The 23,791-nt window shown below is 69.6% G+C and carries 20 protein-coding genes; 7 read left to right on the top strand and 13 right to left on the bottom strand.

Features of this window, described 5'->3' with window-relative positions; all coding sequences use genetic code 11:
- Nucleotides 1-25: 25 nt before the first annotated feature.
- The gene (locus ACZ3TS_RS18775) at nt 26-2,110 is read right to left on the bottom strand and encodes a transglycosylase domain-containing protein (RefSeq protein ID WP_467619136.1); all 2,085 of its coding nucleotides are present in this window, start codon (nt 2,108-2,110) and stop codon (nt 26-28) included.
- A 664-nt stretch (nt 2,111-2,774) separates the two neighbouring features.
- On the opposite strand from ACZ3TS_RS18775, the gene ACZ3TS_RS18770 reads away from it, so the two are divergent.
- A complete protein-coding gene (locus ACZ3TS_RS18770) occupies nt 2,775-2,999 on the top strand; it encodes an FmdB family zinc ribbon protein (RefSeq protein ID WP_467619126.1) in 225 nt (74 codons plus the stop codon).
- Nucleotides 3,000-3,006: 7 nt separating this feature from the next.
- Here ACZ3TS_RS18770 and ACZ3TS_RS18765 read toward each other — a convergent pair whose 3' ends face one another.
- From ACZ3TS_RS18765 to ACZ3TS_RS18750, 4 genes are all read right to left on the bottom strand, one after another.
- Nucleotides 3,007-3,666: an O-methyltransferase gene (locus ACZ3TS_RS18765; RefSeq protein WP_467619124.1), complete on the bottom strand. Its 660-nt coding sequence runs from the start codon at nt 3,664-3,666 to the stop codon at nt 3,007-3,009.
- 86 nt (nt 3,667-3,752) lie between these two features.
- On the bottom strand, nt 3,753-4,565 hold the full coding sequence (locus ACZ3TS_RS18760; protein ID WP_467619123.1) for an HAD family hydrolase: 813 nt from the start codon (nt 4,563-4,565) through the stop codon (nt 3,753-3,755).
- The gene (locus tag ACZ3TS_RS18755; RefSeq protein ID WP_467619120.1) at nt 4,562-7,543 is read right to left on the bottom strand and encodes a phosphoribosyltransferase; all 2,982 of its coding nucleotides are present in this window, start codon (nt 7,541-7,543) and stop codon (nt 4,562-4,564) included. The genes ACZ3TS_RS18760 and ACZ3TS_RS18755 overlap by 4 nt, the downstream gene beginning before the upstream one ends.
- 63 nt (nt 7,544-7,606) lie before the next feature.
- Complete coding sequence (locus ACZ3TS_RS18750) at nt 7,607-8,773, bottom strand: HpcH/HpaI aldolase/citrate lyase family protein (protein ID WP_467619118.1); 1,167 nt, start codon at nt 8,771-8,773, stop codon at nt 7,607-7,609.
- Nucleotides 8,774-8,962: 189 nt separating this feature from the next.
- Here ACZ3TS_RS18750 and ACZ3TS_RS18745 point away from each other — a divergent pair, with 189 nt between their 5' ends.
- Nucleotides 8,963-9,805 (top strand): TerD family protein, encoded by an 843-nt coding sequence (locus tag ACZ3TS_RS18745; protein ID WP_467619116.1) that lies wholly within the window; start codon nt 8,963-8,965, stop codon nt 9,803-9,805.
- Nucleotides 9,806-9,827: 22 nt separating this feature from the next.
- Here ACZ3TS_RS18745 and ACZ3TS_RS18740 read toward each other — a convergent pair whose 3' ends face one another.
- The 6 genes from ACZ3TS_RS18740 to ACZ3TS_RS18715 all read right to left on the bottom strand — a co-directional run bounded on the left by ACZ3TS_RS18740 (nt 9,828) and on the right by ACZ3TS_RS18715 (nt 14,429).
- On the bottom strand, nt 9,828-10,559 hold the full coding sequence (locus ACZ3TS_RS18740) for a TerD family protein (protein ID WP_467619114.1): 732 nt from the start codon (nt 10,557-10,559) through the stop codon (nt 9,828-9,830).
- Between the two features lie 198 nt (nt 10,560-10,757).
- Complete coding sequence (locus ACZ3TS_RS18735) at nt 10,758-11,906, bottom strand: DUF475 domain-containing protein (protein ID WP_467619111.1); 1,149 nt, start codon at nt 11,904-11,906, stop codon at nt 10,758-10,760.
- A 77-nt stretch (nt 11,907-11,983) separates the two neighbouring features.
- Nucleotides 11,984-12,559, bottom strand: coding sequence for a TerD family protein (locus ACZ3TS_RS18730; protein WP_467619109.1), 576 nt, complete (start codon nt 12,557-12,559; stop codon nt 11,984-11,986).
- Nucleotides 12,560-12,658: 99 nt separating this feature from the next.
- Nucleotides 12,659-13,234 carry a TerD family protein gene (locus ACZ3TS_RS18725; RefSeq protein ID WP_467619107.1) on the bottom strand — a complete coding sequence of 192 codons (576 nt, stop codon included), beginning with the start codon at nt 13,232-13,234 and terminating at the stop codon, nt 12,659-12,661.
- 112 nt (nt 13,235-13,346) lie between these two features.
- Nucleotides 13,347-13,805, bottom strand: a complete 459-nt coding sequence (locus ACZ3TS_RS18720) for a peroxiredoxin (protein ID WP_467619105.1) — start codon at nt 13,803-13,805, stop codon at nt 13,347-13,349.
- A gap of 186 nt (nt 13,806-13,991) precedes the next feature.
- A complete protein-coding gene (locus ACZ3TS_RS18715; RefSeq protein WP_467619104.1) occupies nt 13,992-14,429 on the bottom strand; it encodes a DUF3052 domain-containing protein in 438 nt (145 codons plus the stop codon).
- Nucleotides 14,430-14,857: 428 nt separating this feature from the next.
- Here ACZ3TS_RS18715 and aceE point away from each other — a divergent pair, with 428 nt between their 5' ends.
- Nucleotides 14,858-17,605: a pyruvate dehydrogenase (acetyl-transferring), homodimeric type gene (gene aceE, locus ACZ3TS_RS18710; protein ID WP_467619101.1), complete on the top strand. Its 2,748-nt coding sequence runs from the start codon at nt 14,858-14,860 to the stop codon at nt 17,603-17,605.
- A gap of 88 nt (nt 17,606-17,693) precedes the next feature.
- Entirely contained in the window at nt 17,694-18,464 is a 771-nt protein-coding gene (locus ACZ3TS_RS18705) for a potassium channel family protein (RefSeq protein WP_467619099.1), read from the top strand.
- A gap of 28 nt (nt 18,465-18,492) precedes the next feature.
- Here the strand turns inward: ACZ3TS_RS18705 and ACZ3TS_RS18700 are convergent, their stop codons facing one another.
- Nucleotides 18,493-18,801 carry a small hydrophobic protein gene (locus ACZ3TS_RS18700; RefSeq protein ID WP_467619096.1) on the bottom strand — a complete coding sequence of 103 codons (309 nt, stop codon included), beginning with the start codon at nt 18,799-18,801 and terminating at the stop codon, nt 18,493-18,495.
- A gap of 233 nt (nt 18,802-19,034) precedes the next feature.
- Nucleotides 19,035-20,585 (bottom strand): MFS transporter, encoded by a 1,551-nt coding sequence (locus ACZ3TS_RS18695; RefSeq protein WP_467619135.1) that lies wholly within the window; start codon nt 20,583-20,585, stop codon nt 19,035-19,037.
- 190 nt (nt 20,586-20,775) lie between these two features.
- Here ACZ3TS_RS18695 and ACZ3TS_RS18690 point away from each other — a divergent pair, with 190 nt between their 5' ends.
- The 3 genes from ACZ3TS_RS18690 to ACZ3TS_RS18680 all read left to right on the top strand — a co-directional run bounded on the left by ACZ3TS_RS18690 (nt 20,776) and on the right by ACZ3TS_RS18680 (nt 23,791).
- Nucleotides 20,776-21,423, top strand: a complete 648-nt coding sequence (locus tag ACZ3TS_RS18690) for a TetR family transcriptional regulator (RefSeq protein WP_467619094.1) — start codon at nt 20,776-20,778, stop codon at nt 21,421-21,423.
- Between the two features lie 232 nt (nt 21,424-21,655).
- Entirely contained in the window at nt 21,656-22,873 is a 1,218-nt protein-coding gene (locus tag ACZ3TS_RS18685; RefSeq protein WP_467619092.1) for an alpha/beta hydrolase, read from the top strand.
- A gap of 66 nt (nt 22,874-22,939) precedes the next feature.
- Nucleotides 22,940-23,791 (top strand): DUF4429 domain-containing protein, encoded by an 852-nt coding sequence (locus ACZ3TS_RS18680; RefSeq protein WP_467619091.1) that lies wholly within the window; start codon nt 22,940-22,942, stop codon nt 23,789-23,791.

Raw genomic sequence — 23,791 nt, 5'->3', positions numbered from 1 at the left:
GTGGGCTGTGTCTCGGCCGCCGGCGTCAGCCGAGCGGACTCATGGCGTTCGACCAGATGCCGTAGGGGACGCCGTCCGCCGAGGTTCCGGCGAACCCCTTGAGTGGCAGCGGTTCGAGGCTCTTGGACAGGTCCATGCGGTAGACGACGACGGCGGTCGACACGGACGTGGCCGTGCCGACGTACCAGGAGGCGGTGTCGTCCTGGGTGGTTCCGGCCTTCCCGGCCACCTGCGCGGAGGCGGGGGCCGCGTTCGGATGGGCGGTGCGGAAGGACTCCGTGAGCGACTCGGTGACCTGGCGGGCCACGGCGGAGCCGACCGCCCGGCCGGGTTTCGGTGTCTTGAGGGCGACCGTGGAACCGTTGCGGGTGACACGCCGTACCGAGTACGGCTCGGTGTGCGTCCCGTCCGCGGCGAACGTGGCGTACCCGCTCGCCATCCGGATCGCGCTGGGCGTGGAACTGCCCATGGACAGCGCAGGCACCTGCGGCCCGATGCTGGAGGAGAGCAGCCCGGCCGCCTCCGCCGTCTCGCGCACCTTGGCCAGGCCGGTGTCCATGCCGAGCTGCATGAACGGCGTGTTCACGGACCGGGCGAGCGCCTGGCCCAGCGTGATCTGCCCGTAGGACTTGTTGCCGTCGTTGTGGGCCGCGACCTTCTTGCCGCTGCGGTCCCAGTACGGCCCCTCGGGCGTGGTGACCGGAACCCCGTCGTTGCCGTCGTAGAGCGACTCCGGGGTGACCGGAGTCGCGGGGCCGCCCCGGGTCTTGTGGACGCCGTGCTCGAGACCGGCGGCGTAGACGAACGGCAGGAACGCCGAACCGGCCTGGACCGTGGTCGCGTTGGACTCGTTGTAACCCTGCGTACGGTGGTCGGGGCCGCCGTAGACGGCGAGGATACGGCCGTCGTCGGCCACCGAGGCTGCGCCGTAGTGGGCGGTATTCGCCGGGCCGGGATGGTCCTCCTTGCCCTGCTTGCGCGCCTCGGTCACGGCGTCGGTGAGCGCTTCCTCGCGCTTGCGGTCGAAGGTCGTGTAGATCTGGTAGCCGCCCAGGTCGAACTGCTTGTCCGAGATGTGCGCGGACTTCTTGGCGTACTGAGCGGCGAGTTCCACGAGGTAGTCGCTCTGCTTGCCGGTGTCGTAGAGCGGGTTCTGCTTGAGCGGCTCGGGGAACGTCCGGTACGTCGCCCGCTCGGACCGCGACAGCTTGCCGATCTTGACCATGCGGTCGAGGATCCAGGACCAGCGTTCCACGGCCCGTTGGTGGTTCACCTTGCTCAGAGTGGGATCGTAGAGGCCGGCGCCCTTCAGCAGAGAGGCGAGGAAGGCGGCCTCGCTCGCGTTGAGTTGGCTCACGTCCTTGCCGTAGTAGGCCTGGGCGGCGCGCTGGATGCCGTAGGTGCCGCGGCCGAACCAGCTGGTGTTGAGATACCCCTCGAGGATCTTGTCCTTGCTCATCCTGTTGTCGAGCTTGAGGGAGATCATCGCCTCGGTGAACTTGCGGCTCACCGTCTGGTTCTGGCTCAGGTAGACGTTCTTGACGTACTGCTGGGTGATGGTCGAGCCGCCCTGGGTGTCCCCCTCGCCGACCGTGCGCCACAGGGCGCGGGTGATGCCTGAGACGGATATACCGGGGTCCGAGTAGAAGCTCTCGTTCTCCGCCGCCAGCACCGCCCAGCGGACCTGCTCGGGTATGTCCTTCAGCGGCATCGCCTGCCGCTGCACCCAGCCGGTGCGGGCCATGGGCGTGCCGTCCGACCAGAAGTAGACGTTGTCCTGCTGGGTGGCGTACGAGTTCAGGTTCTTCGGTATCTCCGTGGCGGCGTACGCGACCGCCAGGAAGACGCCGCTCAGACCGATGGACGTCAGCACGGCACCCAGCCACTGGCGCCAGGAGGGCATCCAGCGCCGCCAGCCTTCGCGGCCCGGGCGCGGGTAGACCGGCCTGAACTTGCGGGCGTAGGGCGCGAGCCTTCGGGCGTACGGCTCGAGCCTGCGGACATACGGCTCGACGTACGCGGTGAGACGAGTGAGAGGGGACGGCGACGCGGCCTTCTTGCGGAGGCCACGCCGAGCGGAGACCTCCGGTCGGAACACCCGCAGTTGCATCGTGGCGTCCGGCTTCGGTTGTGTGCTGTCGTCCGGATCCGGGGGTGCCACCGCCTTCAACTGCATGGTGGTGTCCGGCGGAAGAGGTGCTCCGGCCTTCAACTGCATGGTGGTGTCCGGAGGAAGAGGCGCACCTGCCTTCAACTGCATGGTGGTGTCCGGAGGAAGAGGCGCACCTGCCTTCAACTGCATGGTGACGTCCGGGTCGAAGGACGCCTCGGCTCCGGCCTCGGTCGCGGTCCGGGCGGCCTCCTGCGTGCGGTCGGGCGAGGGCTGATTCGGCGCCGCCCGCCGACGGTGCGGACGGCCGCCGTTCTCGCTATCCACGGTGGGCTCCGGAGCACGCACGACTCCGGGGATGCCGCCCCTCTGTTCGCTGCCAGGCCTCGGTCACCACTGCGTCTCCCTCCGCACTCGATGTTGCGCGCGCGGGTAGATGCAGCTGCGACGCATGCGGCTGCGAGCCCCCCTCACGACGTTGCGGCTCATCGCGACTCATACAAATTATCAGCGGTCTGTGTGATCTCTCGGGTCAGGAGGGGCACAGAAGCAGTCATGTTGCGGATATTGAGGAGATCTTAAGGAGGCTCCGCGGTCGCCGAGCAGGGGCCCGGAGTCCCACGACGTCCTGGGATCGCCGAGGACCGCCGGTTAGTCTGTGCCCATGCCTCGCTATGAGTACCGCTGCCGTTCCTGCGGCGACACGTTCGAACTGAGCCGTCCGATGGCGGAGTCCTCCGCCCCCGCCGTCTGCCCGTCGGGGCACGACGACACGGTGAAGCTCCTGTCGACCGTCGCGGTGGGGGGCACGGCGTCCGCTCCGGCGCCGGCCCCGCGGGCGGGCGGCGGCGGAGGGGGCGGGTGCTGCGGCGGCGGCTGCTGCGGCTGAGACGCGCTCAGCGCCGCCGCGCCAGGGTCAGTCCGTCCGCCACCGACACCATCACGCTGTCCACCCGCTCGTCCGTCTTCACGTGCTCGTTGAAGTCCTGGATGGCGGCGGCGAGTCCGGTCGCGTCGGGGTCGGTCACACTCCCGTGGTAGAACACGTTGTCCACCACGAGCAGGCCACCGGGACGCATGCGCGGCACCAGTTCGTCCCAGTACGCGACGTAGTTGTCCTTGTCCGCGTCGATGAACGCCATGTCGATGTGCGGCTCGTCCGGCAGGTCCCGCAGTGTCGGGAGCGCGGGGGCGATCCGCAGCTCGATCCGGTCGGCCACCCCCGCCTTCGCCCACGCCGCCCGCGCGTGCTCCGTCCACTCCTCGGAGACGTCGCACGTCAGCAGCGTCCCGTCGGAGGGCAGGGCCTGCGCCATGGACAGCGCCGACAGCCCGGTGAAGGTGCCGACCTCGACGATCCGGCGCGCCCCGGTCAGCCGCACCAGAAAGGCCAGCAACGGCCCCTGCTCCTCGGCCACCTGCTTGCCCGCCACCAACGGCAGCTGCGTGTGCGTGACCTCGACGAGCATCCGCTGCACGGGGTCCAGCGGCGGGTTGTGGCCGAGCATGTACGCGTACAGCTCGTCCGTCAGCGGCGTCCCGTTCCCCTTGGCCACGCGGCCCTCCTCAGACTCGGCCCCCGAGGTCCCGGGCGCTCCCGGCTCCCCTCCACCGTAACCTCGTTCCCCTCGGTCCCGGCCGCCTAGACTTCGCGCGCCGCCTTCAGGAACTCCCGCAGAATCCGCTCCCCGGCCAGCACGCCCCGCTCCGGCAGGGCGTGGATCGCGGGTGCCGTCCAGTCGGCGTCGGCCAGTTCGCCGTGGCCCGGGCGCCAGCCGCGGTCGGCGGCCAGCAGCAGGTCCGCGTCGAGCAGGGAGTCCCCGGCGGCCAGAGTGAGCGCGGCGCCGGTACGGCGGGCGACCTCGCGCACGGCCGCGCTCTTGGTGAGCGGCTTCGGTACAGCGTAGATCTTGCGGCCCTGCAGGGACACCGTCCAGCCGCGGTTCTCGGCCCACACGGCCAGTTCCTTCACCCACTCCTCGGGCAGCAGCTCACGTTCGACGACGAGATAGGCGAAGAGATCCTCGGCGATCCGGTGCTTGCGCACCCAGGCCGGGTCCGCGGTGGCCGCCAGATGCTCCCGCACCTCGGCCAGCGGCGCGCACTCGTCCGCCAGCCGGGCGAGCACCGCCGCGTGCCAGTCGGGGTCGGAGACCCCGTCGACGAGGAGGTGGCCGCCGTTGGCGCAGATCGCGTACGCCGGGGCGGGCCCCGGCAGGTTGATGCGCTGGTACTGCTTGCGGGTGCGGGTCGTCGTGGGCACGAAGACCGCCCGGTCACCGAGGTCGCCGAGCAGTCCGGCCGCGGTCTCGGTCATGTACGACAGCGGCTTGCTCTCGTGCACCTCGACGCACAGCAACCGGGGCGCCCTCGGGTCCGGCATGGTGAGGGCGAGCGCCGCGGACGAGTAGATCAGCGTACGGTCGAGGTCGCTGGCGACCAGCACGGGGCTCATACGGCCACCGCCCTGCCGTCGGCGCCGGTGGCGCCCCGTGTGTACTGGGGGTGGATCAACCCGACGCAGGTGTACGGGAGTCCGTCCACCTCCTCGACGGGCACGCCGCGCTGCTCGGCCAGCAGGCGTACGTGATCGAGGTCGGCGCCCGCGCCGGACCTCGCCAGGATCTTCCAGGGCACCCGGCGCAGCAGCACCCGCGTGGTCTCGCCCACGCCCGGCTTGACGAGGTTCACGTCGTGGATGCCGTGATCCTCGCTGATGCGTTCCACCGCCGCCCAGCCCTCCCAGGTCGGCGTGCGGTCGCCGGAGAGCAGTTCCTTGCTCTGCGCCCGGACCGCCTCCTCGACCTCGGGGAAACGGGCGGAGACGGCGTCGAGGAAGGCGACCGACACATCCGCTCCGGCGAGTTCGCGGTAGAACTTCGCGCCGTGGTAGTCGTGCGGGCCGACCAGGTCGGCGCGCAGCACGGTGCGCGAGATCAGCCCGGACACCGTCGAGTTGAGACAGGCGGAGGGGATGAGGAAGTCCTCCCGGGTGCCGTACGTCCGCACGCAGGACCCCGGGTCGGCGAGCACCGCGATCTCCGGGTCGAATCCGGTGATGCCGTCGGACGCCTCGAACTCACGGATCGCGTCGGCCAGTTCCCGGGTGATGGCGCCCTTGCCGGTCCAGCCGTCGACGAAGACGACGTCGGAGGGGTCGTGCCGGTCGGCGAGATAGCGCAGCGCGTTGGCGTCGATGCCGCGGCCGCGCACGATGGACACCGCGTAGTGCGGCAGGTCGAGGCCGTGCCGGTGGCGGGCCCAGCGACGCATCAGGACGCCCACGGGGGTGCCGGCGCGAGCAAGCGAGACCAGGACGGGGCGCGGCGTTCGTTCCGCGAGGATGCTCTCGGTGACCACGCCGACCGCCTGCGCGAGACGCGCGGCCGAGGCCTCCAGCGCCGCGTGGAACAGCTCCTGGTACTGGTCGCTGGGCTGGTACTCGACCGGCAGCGACTCCGCGTAGTGGGCGCCGCCGCTCTGGATCGCCTCCTCGCGCTCCTCGGTCGGAGCCTCCAGGGTGACGTCCGAGAGGTCCTGGAGCAGCCAGCCCACCTCGTCGGGCGCGTACGAGGAGAAGGCGGGGCCGCGGAGTGGCTCGGGCAGCATGGCGGGCCTTTCGGGGACGTGCGGGGGCGCCGGGACGTAGCTGGGGACGACCGCGAGCAGGACGTGCGGGGTGTGGACGGCGAGCCGGTCCAGCAGGCCGCCGGGGGCGTGCAGTTCGGGGGTGTCGGCCACGGAGTCCACGACCGCGACGACGGCGTCGAAGCCGGCGTCCGCGACGTTGTAGGCGTAGCGCTCGCCGGGGCCGTCCGCCGGGTCGTCGTGGGCGGGGAAGACGATCCGGCTGCGTATCGCGTAGCCGGGGTCGTCGACCGCGAGGACGGGCGAGCGGGTGGTCGTGGAGTAGCGGACCTCGGCGGCGGTGACCTGCTCCAGCTCGCGGGCGAGGCGGAGCGGCGCGTACATCAGCTCCTCGAAGCCGAGCACGAGGACGCGCCGGGCCTCGGCGGGTATCGCCTCGGCGAGCCGCGCGGCCATGGCGGGCAGCGCACGCTCCAGCCGGCCGCGGTGCTCAGGGGTGAACCCGTGCCGCCCACCGTCTGGCAGCCCGCGGGGCCACCCGAGCGCGACACGATCGATCCGTCCGGGACGCCCCCGACCGGGGACGGCGTACACGGACGCGCCTGGCTGACATGGCACGGCTGACTGCGCGAAATCGGCCGACTGACCGGGGGCGCCCGGCTCACCGGAGGCGCCAGGCTGGGCGGGAACACCCGACTGACCGGAAACGCCTGACTGCGCGGAGACGCCCGGCAGACCAGGAGCGCCGGGCTGGGCGGAGACGCCGGGTGACGAGGTGGGCTCGTTGGCCGACGCAGCGGGCCCATGAGGCCCAGTGGCTCGCGCAGCAGGGTCGCCGGTGACCGGCGCAGCAGAACCAGCGGTCGCCGACACACAGGACCCCACGCCAGGCGCGACGGGACCGGCACTGACCGACGCGGCGGGACCGCCGCTGACCGAAGCCGCAGGCCCACCGCTGACCGACGCAACGGGACCGGCACCCGTCGACGCCGCGGGCCCGGCGCCCGGCGCGGCAAGCCCGGTGCCGACCGACGCGGCAAGCCCGGTACCGACCGACCCGACGGGACCGGCGCCGGCCGGTGCCGCAGGCTCGGCGGTGGGCTCGTGCTCTGCGACCAGGGCCTGGCCCTTTTCCAGCACGCCCTCCGGCAGCCTCACCGTGCCGGAGGCCGCGGCCACCAGGTCCACGCGCGCGCCGATCTCGCGGGCGAAGTCCTCGAGCCGCCCCAGGTCGGCGGCGGAACGCATGTCGACCAGCGCTACCACGACGTACCGTTTCCGCGGGTACCGCTCGTGGAGATCGCGGATCGTGTTCATGACCGTGTTGCCGGTCGAGAACTCGTCGTCGACCAGGACCAGTGGACCGTCGCCCCCCAGCAGCCCCGGGTCCTCCGGAAGGAGCAGGTGCGAGGTGGCGTGGGAGTGGGACTCCTCGAAGCCGCCGGCAGGGGCGACGCCCTCGACGGGGCGGCGGGTGGAATGGAGATAGGGCGCGCATCCGAGACCGTCCGCTACGGAGTGTCCGAGCCCGGTGGCCGTCTCCGCGTACCCGAGAACAACCGCCCGGCCCTCCCCCGAGCTCTCGGCTTCGCTCGAGCGGGGGGTACCCCCACCGTCGGCGCCCAGCAGGTCCCGCACCCGGCGCCCGAGCGCGAACCCATGGCCGTACACGACGGACGGGGACTGCGGAACGTGCTTGCCCAGCACGTTGGAGACGAGCAGATGCGCCCGCTTGGGGTTGCGCCGCAGGGCGAGCCCCAGCAGAGCCGTCAGCTGCTCGTCGCCCACGAGCTCGACCCCGAGCCGCTCGGCGACCCACGTCCCGGACCAGACCACGTTTTTCATCGGTTCCTTGTCATACGACATCAGTGCCACGTCGGTGCGACGGGTACGGCGGCTGCGGCGCGCTCAGCCGGGCAGCCCGGCGGCCAGCAGTTCCACGAAGCCGATGTCCTCGTTGGCCACGCCGAAGACCTCGGCGCGCTGGAGGGTGCGCTCGGCCCAGGCGCGGTGCGGCTTCACCTCGTTCATCTTGTTCGTGTACGCGGAGCGCAGCACGCCCCCGCCCAGGCGCTCGGGCCGCAGGATGTCCTGGGCGTCGCTGAACTCCTCGTGGCTGACGACCGACAGCGCGTTCACGGGCATCACATGCGAGGGGTGGATGCAGGTCTTGCCGAGCAGACCGTTGGCGCGGTCGAGGGAGACCTCGCGCAGCAGCCCGTCCAGGTCGTGCTCGATGAGCGTCTCGCGCAGTTCTTCGACCTCGCCCTCCAGGAACGGGCTGCGTCGCAGCTGCGGCTTGAACATGCGCTCCTGCGCCCGGAAGTACTCCCACACCGGCCCGGTCACCGTGAACCCGGTGCCGTCGGCACGCCCGAGGACGTTGACGACGTCGGCGATCACGGAGGCGACGATCTGGACGTCGTACGCGGTCATGTCGGGCGCCCTGCGCAGGCCGTACGAGGAGCAGAAGTCGGTGACGCCGAGACGCAGCGCGAGCACGCGGTCACGCCACTTGTCGACCGTGCGGAAGATCCCGTCCAGGGTCTCCCGGCGCGTCTCCAGGTAGAGCAGGGCGGGCGACTCGAGGACGGGCATGGCGAAAAGCCGGCGCCCGCTCGCCGCCTCGGCCCGGGTCAGCGCCTCGAGGAAGGAGACACCTCGCTCCTCGGTGAACTTCGGCAGCACGAACCCGGACAGCAGCCGGACCGCCGGGCCGAGCCGGGTGACCAGGTCAGGGATCTGCTCCGGGACGCGAACGCGGACGAAGAGCAGCGGAAGCCCGACGTCGGGGAGCGAGGCGAGGTCGGTGAACTGTCTGACCAGGTTCTCCTCGGCGTCCACGACGTCCGCGTCGTCGATGGAGTCCTCCAGGCACAGCACCATGGAGACGACGCCGCGGCCCGCCTGCTTGACCACGTCGTCGGCCAGATGAGGGCGGGTCGCGGGACTGTACAGCGTCGCGCCGAGGGCCGCCGCGAGCACGCGGGCGGGGGAGTCGGCGGTGAACACGGCCGGCTCTCGATGGAAGAGGCGCTGTCGCTCCTCAGGGGCGATGTGCCCGAAATGACGCATAAGACTCCCCCGTGGTGCTGGTCTGCCCGAAATGAAGTGGCCGGTAATAGTACGTAGAACTCCATGCCAGGGGTTCCCATCGGGCATGAAGTTCAGGTAACTCGGCTGTGTCGACGGTACGTCGGGACCACGGCGGGGAGCCACACCCCCGCGTTGTCGTGACCTGGACGGAGAGGGCAGGATGACGCCATGACGCACGCGATGCTGAAGGGGTCGAACGTACCGCTCGAGGCCACGGCGGTACGGGCGGTGCTGGGCTGGGCACCGGGACAGGGAGTCCCGGAGGTGGATGCCTCGGCGCTGCTCCTCGGCCCCGACCAACGGGTGCGCGACGACGAGGACTTCGTCTTCTACAACCAGCCCCGACACCCCTCGGGGAAGGTCCGGCTGCTCGGCAAGAAACGGGAGGCGGACAGGCTGACCGAGACGATCCAGACGGACCTGGCGGGCATCGAGCCCGGCGTCGCACGGATTCTGCTGGTCGCCTCGGCCGACGACGTCACCTTCGACCGGGTACGGGCGCTGTGCATCCGGCTGTACGACGCCGCGGCCGCCGACGGGGAGCCGCTGGCGTACTTCGACATCAAGCCGGAGACGGGTGCGGAGACGGCGCTGATCTGCGGGGAGCTGTACCGGCGGGGCGAGGGCTGGAAGTTCCGGGCGCTCGGCGAGGGCTACTCGAACGGGCTGAAGGGCCTCGCGAACGACTTCGGCATCTCGGTGGACGAGTCGGAGACGCCGTCGGTGGTCCCCGGCGCGGGTACTACGGCGTCGGTCCCCGCCCCGCCCGAGGTGTCGGCGCCGTTGCCGCCGGAGCAGCCGGTGCCGCAGCAGCCGGCGTACGGGTATCCGCCGGAGCCCGCGGCGACGCAGCCTGCGTACGGCTACCCCCAGCCGACCAGTCAGCCGGCGTACGGCTATCCGCAGCCCCAGACCGCGGCGGCGTACGGACATCCCCCCACCGCGGCACCCGTCGTGCCGGACCCGGACTTCAAGCTGCCGCCGCAGGGGCCACAGTTCATCGGGCGGTAGGGCCCGGCCCGGCGGGGCCGGGTCACGCCTTGGTCTTGTAGCCTCGGCCCCACTGCAGGCCCCAGCCGTACAGCCGGTCCAGTTCCGCCTGGAAGCCGTAGACGAACTTCACCTCGCGGCGGACGACGATCTCGCCCTTGATGTTCTCGATCATGACGACCGCGCAGGAGCGGGCCTGCGGGTGGCGTTCGTCGAGGCCGACCTCGATGCGCGGGCCGTTGCTGGGGTACAGCGTGACGTGGGCATGCGTACGGTCGAAGGCCGGCGTCTGGTCGTAGATGTAGACGAAGATCAGCAGCCGCTTGAAGTCGTTCCGGTGGTCGAGGTTGACGAAGATCGTCTCACCGGAACCGGACCCGAACCGGTCGTCGCCGCTGAGCTTGACGTACGGCGGGTCGTTGAGCTCTCCGAAGAAACTGCCCAGCGGCTGCACCACACCCTTCGTGCCGTCGCTCAGCTCGTACATGCAGCCGAGGTCCAGGTCGACGTTGACCATGCTCTGGGTGTGCGCCTGCACGACCTCCGGCGTGAACAGCCGGAACGGATGGCGCAGCAGACTGCCGCGCTCGGGGCCGCCGATGTCCGAGGTCCGCATCCGCCACGAGAGGTTGATGCGCAGATTGCCGGTCGCCGCGCCCTGCTTGGTGAGTGAGACCCGCTGGTGCCGCTTGGTCAGCTCGATCGCGTTGCTCGCCGCGCTGCCCGAGTCGAACTCCGTCGCCCGCCCACGCCACACGCCGTCCCAGAAGCTCATGCCCGCCCCCTGTACATACGGTTCAACAGCCGCGGGGCGGCCGCCGAGGACGAGTCCTCACGGCCGCCCCGCCCAGAAGCGTTCCTCACCGGGGCCCGGCCCACACCCTCGAAACGGCCACCGCAGGGCGAGTGAGCCGAGGGGGCTTTTGCGCCCCGGAGGGGAACCGAGCCCCTGAAAAAAGGGGAGCGCGCGCCCCTACACCCCGGAGGAGACCTCAGCCTTCGCGTCCGAGCCCTCGGCTTTTCCCTCGGCCGCCGCGAGTGCGCGGTTGCGGCGCACGGAGGACCAGAAGGACCAGCCGATCAGGACGACACCGACGAGACCGGTGATGACCTCGTTGATCTGGTACTGGATGGTGACCAGGAGGAGGATGGCGAGCGCGCCGATCGCGTAGTGCGCGCCGTGCTCCAGGTAGACGTAGTCGTCCAGGGTGCCTTGGCGGACCAGGTAGACCGTCAGCGACCGGACGTACATCGCGCCGATGCCGAGACCGAGCGCCATCAGGATGATGTCGTTGGTGATCGCGAAGGCTCCGATCACGCCGTCGAAGGAGAAGGACGCGTCCAGGACCTCCAGGTAGAGGAACATGAAGAAGGCGGCCTGGCCGGCGAGGACGATCGCCGAGCGCGGCTTGCCGGCGCGCACGGCCTCTTCCTCCTCCTCGTGCTCACGCTCCTCCTCTTCCTCGAGCTTGTCCTCGAAGTAACCGGAGAGACCGCCGACGATCATGTACGTGATGAGTCCGGCGATACCGGAGATCAGGACCGTCTGGGCCTTGTCGATGTGCGCGCCGCCGTGCTGGTGCGCGTGCGTCGCGAAGGTCATGGAGGCGATCAGCAGGACGATCAGCGCGATGCAGACCGACAGCATGTCGACCTTGCCGAGCTTGGCGAGCGGGCGCTCGATCCAGCGCAGCCACTGGACATCCCGGTCCTCGAAGATGAAGTCCAGGAAGATCATCAGCAGGAACATGCCACCGAAGGCGGCGATCGCCGGGTGGGCGTCGGTGACGAGCTGCTGGTACTGGTCCTTGTCGGTCAGCGCCAGGTTGACCGCGTCTATCGGGTTCTTCTTGGCGGTGACGGCGACGATCACGACGGGGAAGACCAGCCGCATGCCGAAGACGGCGATCAGCACACCCACCGTGAGGAAGATCTTCTGCCAGAAGGCATTCATCTTCTTCAGGATTCCGGCGTTGACCACCGCGTTGTCGAAGGACAGCGAGATCTCGAGGATGGACAGGATCGCCACGATGCCGAAGGCGGTCCACCCCCCATAGAGGACCGCTAGGGCCAAGCCGACCGCGGTGACCGCGAACGACCAGCCGAAGGTTTTCAGAAGCACTGGCTACCCAATCCGTATGTTGGGGGTCCCCCCAAGCGGAGCTTGGGGGAGGGTCTCCCCCGTCGCCGTACGCGGCTTTACGAAACGTTGACTCCGAAGTCTAGAGCGATGCCCCGGAGACCGGACGCGTACCCCTGCCCCACAGCACGGAACTTCCACTCGCCGCCATAGCGGTAGAGCTCGCCGAAGATCATGGCTGTCTCCGTGGAGGCGTCCTCACTGAGGTCGTAGCGGGCGAGCTCCTGGCCGTCAGCCTGGTTGACGACACGGATGAAGGCGTTGCTGACCTGGCCGAACGTCTGGCCGCGCTCGTCGGCCAGGTGGATGGAGACGGGAAAGACGATCTTGTCGCACTGAGGCGGAACCTTGACGAGGTCGACCAGGATCGACTCGTCGTCGCCCTCACCCTCACCGGTGAGGTTGTCGCCGGTGTGCTCCACCGAGCCGTCCGGGCTCTTGAGCTGGTTGTAGAAGACGAACCATTCGTCACCGAGGACCCGGCCGCCGCTGCACAGCAACGCGCTGGCGTCGAGGTCGAAGGGGGCTCCGGTGGTGGAGCGCGCATCCCAGCCGAGCCCGATCATCACCTGCGTGAGGTTCGGTGCGGCCTTGGAGAGGGAGACGTTGCCTCCCTTGGCGAGCGTGACACCCATGTTGCTGGTCCTCCCCGAGATGGTGCTGCTCTGGTTGTCCTGCGCGTCCGGCGCCGCACGCAAACGGTGCGACGCCGGACGGTGCGGCCTTCAGCCGGCTCAGACATTCACACCGAAGTCCTGCGCGATGCCGCGCAGGCCGGAGGCGTACCCCTGGCCGATGGCGCGGAACTTCCACTCCGCGCCATGGCGGTACAGCTCGCCGAAGACCATGGCGGTCTCGGTCGAGGCGTCCTCGCTCAGGTCGTACCGCGCGATCTCCTGCTGGTTGGCCTGGTTGACGACGCGGATGAAGGCGTTGCGCACCTGGCCGAAGGACTGCTGACGGTTCTCGGCGTCGTAGATCGACACCGGGAAGACGATCTTGTCGACCTCGGTGGGGACCCCGGCGAGGTTCACCTTGATCTGCTCGTCGTCGCCCTCGCCCTCACCGGTGAGGTTGTCGCCCGTGTGCTCGACCGAGCCGTCCGGGCTCTTGAGGTTGTTGAAGAACACGAAGTTCTGGTCGCTGCCGACCTGCCCCGACGCGTTCAGCAGCAGCGCGCTGGCGTCCAGGTCGAAGTCGGTACCGGTCGTGGTGCGGACGTCCCACCCCAGACCGACGATGACCGCGGTCAGGCCCGGGGCCTCCTTGGTCAGCGATACGTTGCCGCCCTTGCTGAGGCTGACTCCCACGAGTCCTCCATTGGTGTCCAGGGGCGGGGAGCCCCGTCGTGCGTTGGCATCGGATCAACGAGTCGATCCTAGTGACGGGTTCCCGCACCCCGCAGGCCTTGGAACCCGAGAATTACAGGGTGTCGAGCGCCTTCACGTACTCGTTCAGGTCACGCGCGTCCGGCAGGTCGTTGACGACGGTCCACCGCACCACGCCCTCCCTGTCGATGATGAAGGTCCCGCGCACCGCGCAACCCTTCTCCTCGTCGAAGACGCCGTAGGCGCGTGAAGTGTTGCCGTGCGGCCAGAAGTCGGACAGCAGGGGGTACTCCAGACCCTCCTGCTCGGCGAAGACGCGCAGGGTGTGGATGGAGTCGTTGGAGACGGCGAGCAGCTGCGTGTCGTCGTTGACGAACTTCGGCAGGTTGTCCCGCAGCGCGCACAGCTCGCCCGTGCACACACCCGTGAAGGCGAACGGGTAGAAGAGCAGCACCACGTTCTTGTGACCGTGGAAGTCCGAGAGCTTCACGGGCCTGCCGTGGTTGTCCTTGAGCTCGAAGTCGGGGGCCTTGTCGCCGACCTGGATCGCCATGGGCCTGCATCCCTTCCGGTGGGGCTGTTCGGGTGGGCACCACCCTACGCAGCGATCACCGCAGGCCGACGGACGGGCTGAGCATGTCAGCCCGTCCGGCGATCGATACGGGGGTCTGGGGGAAGCCCCCAGTACGGCCACCCCGGCCAAGGGCACCGCCGAGTCGGACGGCCACCCCGCGGAGCGTCACCGCTTGGACTTGGCCGCCTTCGGCGTCACCAGCCGGGACCCGCTCCAGTCCTTGCCCACGCTGACGCTCTTGGACGCCGACAGACCCGCCGTCGTCGCGGCTTCAGAGATGTCGCTCGGCTCCACGTAGCCCGTACGGCCGGTCTTCGGCGTGAGGAGCAGGATCGAGCCGCCTTCTTCGATGTACGTGGTGGCGTCCACCAGCACATCCGTCAGGTCGCCGTCCTCGTCGCGGAACCACAGCACCACGGCATCGGCGACGTCGTCGTAGTCCTCGTCCACGAGTTCGCTGCCGATGACTTCCTCAATGGACTCGCGGAGCTCCTGGTCGACGTCGTCGTCGAAGCCGATCTCCTGGACCACCTGCTCGGGCTGGAACCCCAGCCTCGCGGCAGGGTTCGTCCGCTCCTCCGCGTGGTCCGCGGTCGCGCTCACGGCTTGCCTCCTGATCATGTCTTGGTGAGTATCTCAGCAACGCGCGTACGCGAAGCATTGGCCGTAGTCCACACGGGCGGGGCGGATCGCGCAAGTACCCGGCGGTTCAGACCGCCGAAACGGTGACGATCCTGGCCGTGTCGCCGCAACTCCAGGCACGGTATCGCGCTCCGGGGTGATCTACACCACACCGTTCTGCCCGGTTTGCGCATTCCGGAATCCTCCGCGGGTACGAGAGTCGAATGACTTTGCGGGGCGCGTCACGGCCTGGGCGTATCGTTGCGTTTTGATCAGGCCCGCCCCGTGAAGACCGGTCCGGGGCCGTGGTTACCTCGGGGTAGAGATGACGTTTCGCTTCCCCGAGGTACACGATGGGGATCGGTGCAGGCACATGGATAACAGTGGCCCTCTGACAGGTAAGGAACAGCGTGGCTTCCGGATCCGATCGCAATCCGATCATCATTGGCGGCCTTCCGAGTCAGGTTCCTGACTTCGATCCCGAAGAAACCCAGGAGTGGCTCGACTCCCTCGACGCCGCTGTGGACGAGCGCGGCCGCGAGCGGGCCCGCTACCTGATGCTCCGTCTGATCGAGCGGGCCCGCGAGAAGCGCGTGGCCGTGCCCGAGATGCGCAGCACGGACTACGTCAACACCATCCCCACCAAGAGCGAGCCGTTCTTCCCCGGCAACGAGGAGATCGAGCGCAAGATCCTCAACGCCACCCGCTGGAACGCCGCCGTCATGGTCTCCCGAGCCCAGCGTCCCGGCATCGGGGTCGGCGGCCACATCGCCACCTTCGCCTCCTCCGCATCGCTGTACGACGTGGGCTTCAACCACTTCTTCCGCGGCAAGGACGAGGGCGACGGCGGCGACCAGGTCTTCTTCCAGGGCCACGCCTCCCCGGGCATCTACGCACGCGCGTACCTCCTCGACCGGCTCTCCGAGCGTCACCTGGACGGGTTCCGCCAGGAGAAGTCGAAGACCCCGTACGGCCTCTCCAGCTATCCGCACCCGCGCTCGATGCCGGACTTCTGGGAGTTCCCGACCGTCTCCATGGGCCTCGGCCCGATCGGCGCGATCTACCAGGCCCGCATGAACCGCTACATGCACGCGCGCGACATCGCGGACACCTCCAGGTCGCACGTGTGGGCGTTCCTCGGCGACGGTGAGATGGACGAGCCCGAGTCGCTGGGCCAGCTGACGATCGCGGCCCGCGAGGGCCTGGACAACCTGACCTTCGTCGTCAACTGCAACCTGCAGCGCCTGGACGGCCCGGTGCGCGGCAACGGCAAGATCATCCAGGAGCTGGAGTCGGTCTTCCGGGGCGCCGGCTGGAACGTCATCAAGCTGATCTGGGACCGCACCTGGGACCCGCTGCTGGCGCAGGACCGGGACGGGATCCTGGTCAACAAGATGAACACGACGCCGGACGGCCAGTTCCAGACGTATGCGACCGAGTCCGGCGCCTACATCCGCGACCACTTCTTCGGCGACGACCACCGGCTGCGCGCGATGGTCGAGAACATGACCGACGACCAGATCCTGCACCTGGGTCGCGGCGGTCACGACCACCGCAAGATCTACGCGGCGTTCAAGGCGGCCAAGGAGCACAAGGGCCAGCCGACGGTGATCCTGGCCAAGACCATCAAGGGCTGGACCCTGGGTCCGAACTTCGAGGGCCGCAACGCCACGCACCAGATGAAGAAGCTGACGGTCACCGACCTCAAGCACTTCCGGGACCGCCTGCACCTGCCGATCTCCGACAAGGACCTGGAGTCCGGCCTGCCGCCGTACTACCACCCGGGCCGGGACTCGGAGGAGCTGCAGTACATGCACGACCGGCGCAAGTCGCTCGGCGGGTACGTCCCCACGCGCGTCGTGCGTTCCAAGCCGCTGCAGCTGCCGGACGACAAGACGTACGCGGGTGTGAAGAAGGGATCCGGTCAGCAGTCCATCGCCACCACCATGGCGTTCGTAAGGCTGCTGAAGGACCTCATGCGGGACAAGGAGATCGGCAGGCGGTTCGTGCTGATCGCCCCCGACGAGTACCGCACCTTCGGCATGGACTCGTTCTTCCCGAGCGCGAAGATCTACAACCCGCTCGGCCAGCAGTACGAGGCGGTCGACCGGGACCTGCTGCTCGCCTACAAGGAATCGCCGACCGGCCAGATGCTGCACGACGGCATCTCCGAGGCGGGCTGTACGGCGTCGCTGATCGCGGCGGGTTCGGCCTACGCCACCCACGGCGAGCCGCTGATCCCGGTGTACGTCTTCTACTCGATGTTCGGTTTCCAGCGCACCGGTGACCAGTTCTGGCAGATGGCCGACCAGCTCTCGCGTGGCTTCGCCCTTGGCGCGACCGCCGGCCGTACGACCCTGACCGGTGAGGGCCTGCAGCACGCGGACGGCCACTCGCAGCTGCTGGCCTCGACCAACCCGGCGTGCGTGGCGTACGACCCGGCCTACGCGTACGAGATCGCGCACATCGTGCAGGACGGCCTGCGCCGGATGTACGGCTCCTCGGCCGAGCATCCGCACGGGGAGGACGTCTTCTACTACCTCACCGTCTACAACGAGCCGATCCAGCAGCCGGCAGAGCCGCCGAACGTGGACGCCGAGGGCATCCTCAAGGGCATCCACCGCATCGCCGAGGGCACGTCGGGCACCGTTCCGGCGCAGATCATGGCCTCCGGCGTCGCCGTGCCGTGGGCGCTCGAGGCGCAGAGGATCCTCGCCGAGGAGTGGAACGTACGGGCCGACGTCTGGTCGGCGACCTCCTGGAACGAACTGCGGCGCGAGGCCGTGGACTGCGAGCAGCACAACCTGCTGCACCCCGAGGAGGAGCAGCGCGTTCCGTACGTGACGCACAAGCTGAGCAGTGCCGAGGGTCCGTTCGTGGCCGTGTCCGACTGGATGCGGTCGGTTCCGGACCAGATCGCGCGCTGGGTGCCGGGGACGTATCAGTCCCTGGGCGCGGACGGCTTCGGCTTCGCGGACACGCGGGGCGCGGCCCGGCGCTTCTTCCACATCGACGCGCAGTCGATCGTGGTCGCGGTGCTCGCCGAGCTGGCCAAGGAGGGCAAGGTCGACCGCTCCGTACTGAAGCAGGCGATCGACCGCCACCAGCTGCTCGATGTGACGGCGGCGGACCCGGGCGCCGCGGGTGGCGACGCGTAGCGCGGTCGCCGGACGGCCGAGGGCGGTGGAGCTTCGGGCTCCACCGCCCTTTCGTGTTTTCCCTCGGGGCGTTCTTTACGATGCGGGCATGCAGGAACAATCGGCGCAAGCCCGTTGGGAGCAGCGCACCCAACGGCCCCTGATGGCGCTCGCCGTGGCGTTCGCCGTCGCCTACGCCGTGCCCATCGTGGACAGCTCGGCGAGTATGTCCCTGGCGGCCGCGTGCACGGCGACCGAATGGGTGGTGTGGGGCGCGTTCGCCGCCGACTATCTCGTGCGACTGACGATCGCCCCGCGCCGCAAGGAGTTCGTCCGCACCCACTGGCTGGACCTGTGCGCGGTCGTGCTGCCGGTCCTCCAGCCGCTGCGGCTGCTGCGACTGGTGTCGACGCTCATGCTGGTGGGGCGGCGGGCCCGGATGGCCTCGCAGATCCGGCTGACGACGTATGTCGGCGGTGCGGTCGTCGGGCTGCTGATGTTCGGATCGCTGGCCGTGCTCTCGGTGGAGCGGGAGTCGCCGAACGGGAACATCAGGACGCTGGGCGACGCGGTGTGGTGGGCCTTCACGACGATGACGACCGTGGGATACGGGGATCACGCGCCGACCACGGGGCTCGGGCGGATGATCGCCGTGGGGCTGATGCTCTCGGGTATCGCGCTGCTCGGTGTGGTGACCGCGAACATCGCCGCGTGGTTCATCGCACGGTTCGAGAAGGACGACGTGGAGGAACGGCGGCAGACGGCGGCGATCAAGGCGCTGGCGGAGGAGGTACGGGCTCTTCGGGCCGAGGTGGCCGCCTTGTCGGGGAGGTCCGTGCCGCATCCACAGGCCCATGAGGAGGCGGGCCCGAGGCCGTAACCCGGACCCGTCCCTCACTCCCCGCGGGTCAGAACGGTCCGTTCCCGGGGGTTGCCATACCGGCCGGCCAGATGAGCGCCAGGAGCGTGTCGATCGCTCCCAGGGCCAGGGCGACCACGGCCGGGACCGGGCGGGTGCCCGCCCAGCTGCGGCCCATGGCCAGCCAGCCGCAGACCACTGCGACGGGGCCCAGGATGATGCCGAGGACGAAGAAGCCCGCGATCGCGCAGACGACTCCGACGATTCCGAGCGTCGCGCGATCCGGCCCGGTCCGGGACCACATCCGGCCCCGTGAGCGGGGGTACCTGCGCGTGCCGTTTCCGAAGCCCGCCATCATCAACTCCCTGAACTCTGTCGTCAGTTCGGGCTTGATGTGCGGGTACCCCCGTTTTCCGTACCGAGTCCTGCCTGCGCGCTGCCCCCCTCCGGCAGCGCGCAGCAGCCCGGCCGTCCTCCGGGTCGTACCGCCCTGTCGTGCGGAGGACGTGACCCACTGTGACCTGCGACCCTGCCGGACGGGAGGGATCTTGAGCGCCTTCACCCAGATAGGCGAACTCGCCCCGGTCTGCGTCAGATGTGCGCGGCCCCCGCGCCCGCCTCCGCGTTCTCGCCCCGCTTGGTGAGCAGCGCGACCAGCACCGCGACCCCCGCGACTCCCGCTGCGACGAGGCAGGCCAGGCTCATACCGGAGATGAACGTGTCGTGAGCGACAACAGTGATCTTCTGGGCGATCGCGGCCGGGGTGTCCGGAGACACCGGAGCCACGCCCACCTGCACCGCCTCGGAGGCCTGCCCGAGCTGGGCTCCGGTCAGCGGCGGCAGCTTGGCGTCGGCCCAGTTGCCCGCGAGGTCGTTGTCGACCTTGGAGGCCATCACGGCTCCCAGCACCGCGGTGCCGAGGCTGCCGCCGATCTGCATCGCGGCCTGCTGCAGGCCGCCGGCGACACCGGAGAGCTCCATGGGCGCGTTGCCGACGATGACCTCCGTGGCGCCGACCATGACGGGCGCGAGGCCGAGTCCGAGCAGCGCGAACCAGATCGACATGACACCGCTGCCGGTGCCGGCCTTCAGCGTCGACATCCCGAACATGGCGATCGCGGTCGCCGCCATACCGCCCGCCAACGGGATGCGCGGGCCCAGCTTGGTGATCGCCGCGCCCGCGAGCGGGGACCCGACGATCATCATGCCGGTCAGCGGCAGGAGGTGCAGGCCCGCGTCGACCGGGCTCATGCCGTGCACGTTCTGCAGGTAGAAGGTGACGAAGAACAGGCCGCCCATGAAGGCGATCGCCATGAGGACCATCAGGACGACGCCCGCCGCCAGCGGCACCGAGCGGAACAGCCCCAGCGGGACCAGCGGCTCCTTCACCTTCGTCTCCCAGAAGGAGAAGAACGCGAAGCCCAGCACGGACGCGCCGATGAACAGCCAGGTCTTGCCGTCGCCCCAGCCCCAGGCCGGCGCCTTGATGAGCGCCCAGACCAGACAGAACATCGCGCCCGACAGCAGCCCGATGCCGAGCAGGTCGAAGGAGCGCGGCGCGTTCTTCGCACGGTGGTCGGTGAGGATCAGCAGACCGAGGACGAGCGCGAGCGCGCCGACCGGCAGGTTGATGAAGAAGACCGACTGCCAGCTGACGTGCTGGACGAGCAGACCGCCGAGGATCGGGCCGCCCGCGGTGGAGGCGCCGATGACCATGCCCCAGATGCCGATCGCCATGTTCAGCTTCTCGGCGGGGAAGGTGGCCCGGAGCAGGCCGAGCGCGGCCGGCATCAGCAGCGCGCCGAACAGGCCCTGGAAGACGCGGAAGGTCACGACGAGGGCGATGCTGTCGGACAGACCGATGGCGCCGGAAGCGGCAGCGAAGCCCACCACACCGATCAGGAAGGTCTGCCGGTGCCCGAAGCGGTCGCCGAGCTTGCCCGCGGTGATCAGCGTGACCGCGAGGGCGAGGAAGTAGCCGTTGGTGATCCACTGGACGTCGGCGAAGCTCGCGCCGAGATCTTTCTGGATGGCCGGGTTGGCGATGGCCACGATGGTGCCGTCGAGGGCCACCATCATGACGCCGACGGCCACGGTGATGAGGGTGAACCACGGGTGGCCGCGCAGCCCGCGCTCCGGCATCCGATCCACCGGAGCCGTCGGCGCGGCGGCCGTCTTGTCCCCCGGTTCCGTCGCGTCGACGGTGGTCTGACTAGTCATACGGTGGAGGCTAGTGACAGGCACTGACAATTGACAAACCAATTCACAAGTCGGTAACTGTCACGCCACTCATCCATAGGCTGAACCGGTGAGACGAACGGAAAGAGGACATATGGAGACGGCGTCGGCGCCGCGCCCGGGGTTGCGTGAGCGAAAGAAGCAGCGCACCCGGGACGCGCTGCTGCGCGCCGCCCTGGAGCTGTTCCTCACCCAGGGGTACGAGCGGACGACTGTCGATGAAATCGCCGACGCCGTGGACGTGTCGCAGCGCACCTTCTTCCGGTACTTCGCCGGCAAGGAGGAGGCCGTCTTCTTCGCCCATTCCGTCGCCGCCTCGCACTTCGTCGACGCGGTGCGCGCGCGGCCGGGCCGCGAGGCGCCGCTGGAGGCGCTGCGGCAGGCGGTCCTGGAGGGCTGGGACGACATCGGCGAGGCCATCGAGCGGATCATCCCGGTCGAACTCCACCTCCGTAGCTACCGGTTGATCGAGTCGACTCCGGCCCTGCTCGCCGCCCATCTGCGCCGTTCGGCGGAGCTGGAGGAGGAGATCGCCCGCGTGATCGCCGAGCGCGAGGGGCTCGACGTGGACACGGACCCGCGCCCGCGTGTCGCGGTGGCCGTGTTCGGCGGGGTGATGCGCGTGACGGAACGACTGTGGAGCGCGGACGAGGACGTCAGCGTGGCCGCGATGCAGGAGATGACGGCCTCGTATCTCGACGCCGTGCGCCCCGCGTTGGCGGAGAAGTGGCGCGCCGACTGACTCCGTGTTGATCCGGTACGCGTCAAGTGAATTACCGATGCACGGAGGGCCGGACACGGCCGACGGGGTGAAGCTGCGGTGACCCGGAGTGTCAAGTGACGTGCGCCTCATCGACTTACCGTGACGATCGGGTGTAAGAGACATCCCTTTTGCCGTAATTGGCGCCCCGGAAACGTGAGACGCATCACTCGGTTAACGCGAGACACTCTCGTTCTCCTAGTGTGTCCTTCCAGTGACTTCCTTCGACACCTCCCCGCAACTCAACGTCTGGCGCGCACTGCTCGCGCTGGGCGTGGTCTTCGTGATGCTGGCGACGACCGGCTGGACCGCAGTGCGCAGCCACCGTCCCGCCACGCCCCTCCAGGCGTCGCGTTCCGCGTGGGAGCACGGCACGATCGCCGGACGCAAACTGCCGGACCCCGACGCCTCGCCCGCCCGGCTCGCGCATTTCTTCGCCACGCTCAGCGCCCACCAGCGCTCCCGGCTCGTCCACCACTATCCGCTCGCGGTCGGCAACATGAACGGGGCGCCCGTACGGCTGCGCTACGCGGCCAACCGCATCGCGCTCGACCAGCAGCGCAAGGTCGAGCGCGCCCGGATGCACGACGACCGGCTGTCGCCCGTCGGCCAGCAGGAGGCGGGCCGGCTCATGCACCGCTTCGAGGCGCTGATGCGAAAGGGCCGGCAGATCCTCGCCTTCGACCCGGAGGGCTCGGGCCGCATCGCCGAGGTCTTCGGGAATCTGGACAGGGCCCAGCGGATCTCGGTCGTCGTCCCCGGCGTCGACACCGACCTGCTCACCTTCCAGCGCACCTTCCGCCCGTACTCGGCACCGGTCGGCATGGCCAAGTCGCTGTATTCGGCCGAGCGCGCGGCAAGCCCCCTCACGCGTACGGCCGTGATCGCCTGGGCCGACTACACCTCGCCCGGCGGACTGGGTATGGAGGCGGCGACCGCCATGCGCGCCGAGGACGGCGCCGTCCGGCTGAACGCCCTCGTCCGCGCCCTCCCTGGCCGCTCCCCGGTCCAGCTGTACTGCCACAGCTACGGCTCGGTGGTGTGCGGGGTCGCCGCGCGCACACTGCCGTCGCGGGTGTCCGACATAGCGGTGGCGGGCAGCCCCGGCATGCGCACCACGTCGGCCGCCGGGCTGCACACCACCGCACGGGTGTGGGCCATGCGGGATGCCGACGACTGGATCCAGGACGTCCCGTACCTGGAGGTCGGTGGCCTCGGCCACGGCGCCGACCCGGTCTCCCGCGCCTTCGGGGCGAGGGTGCTGTCCGCGCAGGGAGCGAAGGGCCACGCCGGTTACTTCGCGCCGGGCACCGACAGCCTGCGCAACTTCGCCGCGATCGGCGTCGGTGTGTACCGCGCGGTGGACTGCGTCCGTCACGATGACGCCTGCCGGGCGGGTTTGTCCGGCACGGCGTCGGCCGGACGCGCGTAGAAAAACAGGAATTGCGGTCTGCCGGGGGAGGCGACGGAGGAGAGCATGCCGCATACGATGAGCCGCATGGGTGACGTACTGGCCGGATTTCATGCCGCCTGGGAGTTCGAGTCCGACTCCGTGCTCATCCGCTTCGAACGGGGAATTCGTACGCCGAAGCTGTTCCAGACGCTCGGCGAACGACGTATCCCTCTGGAAGCGATCGCGGGGGTGACGCTGACTCCGGGGAAACGCGGGACCGTTGTACTGCACGCGGTGCCGAGGCCCGGCGCCGACCCCCTGATGGAGGCGGCGGCCGGGCAGCTCAAGGAGGCGACCGACCCCTACCGGCTGGTCCTGCCCGCCGAGCGCGAGGCCCTCGCCGAGTACTACGCGCAGGAGCTGAGCTCGCTGCTCACCGCCGACGAGGCCCCCGCCGAGCGATTCCTGGTCGATCCACCCGAGGCGCCGCTGCAGTTCAAGGCGTACGACGGAAAGGCGTCCTTCGACGGTAAGGCGGTGTCCTTCCGCTGGTTCTGGACGGGCGCGTCGTCCGCCAAGTGGAAGGCCGGCGACCAGAGTTTCCCGGTCACCGGCCTCAGTGGGGTCGAGTGGCGCTCCCCCGAGGTCTTCGAAGGCCATCTGCGGCTGCTGCGGCGCGAGCCGACGGCCCCGCGGTCGGCGCAGCCGGATCAGGACCCGGCCGCCGTCGTCTTCGGTCTGGGCTACGGGCCCGTGCACGAGTCGTTGCCGTTCGCCGCCGCGGTGCTGGACGCTGTGCGGGCGGCGGGACCCTCCCCGGCCGTGGTGCCCGAGGCCCGCCGGGACCCCGCCGACATCGCCGAGCGGATCCGGCATCTCGGGGAGCTGCACGAGGCGGGCCTCGTCACGGACGAGGAGTTCTCCAGGAAGAAGGCGGAGTTGCTGGCGGAGCTCTAG

Source organism: Streptomyces sp. NPDC022910 (assembly GCF_055561075.1).
Note: the sequence above shows the minus strand (reverse complement) of the source record. Positions and strands in the feature narration are given on the sequence as shown.